Origin of the sequence: Streptomyces sp. WAC05292, from assembly GCF_003949955.1 — a bacterium.
GTDB classification, from domain to species: domain Bacteria; phylum Actinomycetota; class Actinomycetes; order Streptomycetales; family Streptomycetaceae; genus Streptomyces; species Streptomyces globosus.
In genome coordinates, this window is the sequence record NZ_RPSE01000552.1 from 1 (window position 1) to 3,171 (window position 3,171).

Here is a 3,171-nt window from a genome sequence, read left to right on the forward strand (position 1 = left end):
CGCCGCCACCGCCCCGGACGCCGACCCCGGCCCCGATCCGGGCACGGCCCCGCCCGCCGCCTCGCCGCCCGGCGGCGGGCGGGGCCGGGCCCGGAGCGGGGCCGGGGTCGGCGTCCGGGGCGGTGGCGGCGGGTGCGGTCATGCCAGGACCTCACGGGTGACGACGGCGAGGTAGTCGGGGTCGGCGAGGAGGGCCCGGTGGCGCCCCTCGGCGACGGCCTTGCCGTCCTTGACGAACACCACCGACTCGGCGTGTTCGAGGACGATCGGGCTGGTGGTGAAGACGACGGTGGTCCGGCCGGCGCGGTGGGGGCCGAGGTTGCGGGCGACGCGGCCCTCGGTGGGGGCGTCGAGGGCGTTCGTCGGCTCGACGAGGACGAGCAGCCGCGGGTCGGCGAGCAGGGCGCGGGCCAGGCGCAGCCTCTGCTGCTGCCCGCCGGAGAACTCGCGTCCGCCGGTGGACTCGTGGGCGAGGCCGTCGGGGAGGGCGTCGACGACGTCGCGGGCGGAGGCGGCGTCGAGGGCGCGGAGGAGGGCTTCGGTGCGGGGGGTGCCGTCGCGGGGGCGGTCGTCGCCGGGGTCGTCGTCGCGGGGGTCGAGTTCGGTGCCGAGGCGGCCGGCGAAGAGGGTGGCGTCGTTGTCGGCGAGGAGGGCGTGGCGGCGTACGTCGTCGGTGCGGTGGGCGGACAGAAGCGTGTCGCCGAGCAGGACCGCGGAGTCGGTGTGGCCGCAGAGCCGCTCCGCGAGCGTACGGGCGTCCCCTTCGGTGCCGCACACGACGGCGAGGAGCCGGCCGGGCGGGACGGTCAGCCCGGAGTCCGGGTCGTGCAGCGGGAGGCCGGCCGCTGCGTCGTCGAGGGGTCGGGTGCCGCCGGGCCGTTCCCGTTCCAGGCGCAGGAAGTCGAGGACGCGGCCGGCGGCGACGTTGGCGCGGGTCAGCTGGTCGAGCATGGCGGTGACCTGCCCGAGCTGGTCGGTGAGGAAGACGGCGTACCCGTAGAAGGCGACGAGGAGGCCCGGTTCGAGGCGGCCGGTGCTCACCTGGTGCGCGCCGAGCCAGACGATGGCCACGAGCAGCGCGCCGGGCAGCAGGACGCGCAGGAAGGCGATGTCGGCGACGGTGGCCGCGACGCGGGTGCCCTCGGCGCGCACGGCCTGGGAGCCCTCGCGGTAGCGGCGGCCGTAGGTCTTCTCGCCGCCGAAGCCGCGCAGGACGCGCAGCCCGTCGATGATGTCGACGGACAGGTCGGTGAGGGCGCCCTGCTGCTCGCGCAGCCGCTGCTGGCGGCCGTGCAGGACGCGCATGAGGCGGGTGACGGCGGCGGCGATCAGCGGGACGCCGACGAGCACGACCAGTCCCAGCTGCCAGGACGTGACCAGCATGAACACGGCGGCGAAGAGAATCGAGACGACGGCTCCGCTGCCGCGCGCCGTGCCCTCCAGGGCGGTGCCGAGGTGGCCGACGTCCGAGGCGCTGACGCTGACGACGGATCCGGTGGAGGCCCGCCGCGGCAGGTCGGCGCCGAGGTGGGCGGCGTGGCGGACGACGAGCTGGGTGGTCCCGTACACGGCGCCGAACCGGTTCGTGGTCGACGCCCGGTCGCGCAGCATGCCGACGACGGCCTGGAAGACGCCGAGGGCGAGGACCGCGCCGCCCCACAGCAGGAGTGCGTCGCGGTCGCGCTGGAGCAGGCCGCGGTCGATGCCGAGGGCGACGGCCGCCGGCACCAGCGCCTGCGCGAGGGTGCACAGGACGCCGAACAGCGTGGCGAGGGCGAGGCTGCCGCGGTGGCGGGTGGCCAGCCACAGCAGGAAGCGGACCGGCGAGCCGGTGGCGGGCGTCCCGGGGTCGGCGGCGGGGAACCTGCCGCGGCCGGCGGTGCGGAACCTGCCGCGGATCACGGCTTGGTGCCGATGGTCAGACCGTGTTCGTAGGGGTAGCCGGTGAGGGTGCGTACGGCGTCGAAGCCGGCCTTGCGCATCCACTCCTCGTAGTCGCGGGCCGGGTAGGCCATGCCCTGGCCGCTGGCGAGCACGTTGAGGTAGAGGGAGAGGCGCGCGGAGTACCAGCCGCGGGTCTCGTCGTCGGAGGCGTTGTAGCCGTAGACGAACACGCGTCCGCCGGAGGGGAGGACGGCGTGCGCCTTGGCGAGCAGCTCCGTGATCTGACCGCCGGAGAAGATCTCCAGGACGTGGCTGAAGAGGACGGCGTCCGCGCCGGGCGGGAAGGGGTCGGTGAAGAGGTCGCCGGGGTGCAGCCGGATCCGGTCCTGGGCCTCGGCCTTGGCGTCGGCTGCCAGCTGCGCGACGGACGGGATGTCGAAGACGGTCGACCGCATGCCCGGGTGGCGGGCGAGCAGCCGGGCGCTGGTGGTGCCGTCGCCGCCGCCGATGTCGAGCAGGTGCCGTACGGTGGCGAACTCCTCGGTCTCGACGAGCGCGTCGAGGCTTTTGAGGGTGAAGGCGCTCATGCTGCGGTGGAAGACCGCCTCCCGCTCCGGGTCGTGCGCGAGGCGGCGGTAGAGCGTCGGCTCGTCGCCGGGGTGCGCGTCGAGCGCGAGGTTGGTGCCGGCGGCGAGGGCCTCGCTCATGCGGGAGAAGGCGGGGTAGTAGATCTCCCGCCAGCCGGTGAGGATGTGCCGCCAGCTGTCGGGGCCGTCGGGGGCGAGGAGCTCGGCGGCGGCGGGCGCGTTGCGGTAGCCGCCGTCGGGGCCCCGCTCCAGCAGGCCGGTGGTGCACACGGCGTGCAACAGCACCCGCAGGGAGTGGGCCGGCACCCCGACGGCGGCGCGCAGCTCCTCGAAGGAGGCGCCGGGGTGGGCGGAGAGATGGCCGAAGACGTCCCATTCGAGCGCGGTGACGACGGCGTTGAAGAGGGCGGGGGCGTTCACGAGGAAGTGGAACCGCTCGACGACCGGATCGACGGCGGAGCCGTCCGGTCCGGCCCCGCCGGGCGGGGATCCCTGGCCGGGCAGGAGGGCCGCCTCGGGGCGTCCGGCCTGGCCGGACGGGTCGATTCCCGCGGATGGTGCCGTGTCGGCAGACGAATTCAACGTCGCACCTCTCGTCAGCGGATCGCCGCGGCCCGCTCACGGGGGCACCACAGCCGACTCCAAGATCACGATCACGCCCTCGCATGCTGGCACACCCCCCACCCCCCGGCAACAACCC

The 3,171-nt window shown here is 75.3% G+C and carries 2 protein-coding genes; both read right to left on the reverse strand.

Features of this window, described 5'->3' with window-relative positions; genetic code table 11:
* Positions 1–138: 138 nt before the first annotated feature.
* Entirely contained in the window at positions 139–1,902 is a 1,764-nt protein-coding gene (locus tag EF903_RS30830) for an ABC transporter ATP-binding protein (protein ID WP_260616156.1), read from the reverse strand.
* Positions 1,899–3,053 (reverse strand): acetylserotonin O-methyltransferase, encoded by a 1,155-nt coding sequence (locus tag EF903_RS30835; RefSeq protein WP_260616157.1) that lies wholly within the window; start codon positions 3,051–3,053, stop codon positions 1,899–1,901. Before EF903_RS30835 ends, EF903_RS30830 begins: the two co-directional genes overlap by 4 nt.
* Positions 3,054–3,171 lie beyond the last annotated feature (118 nt).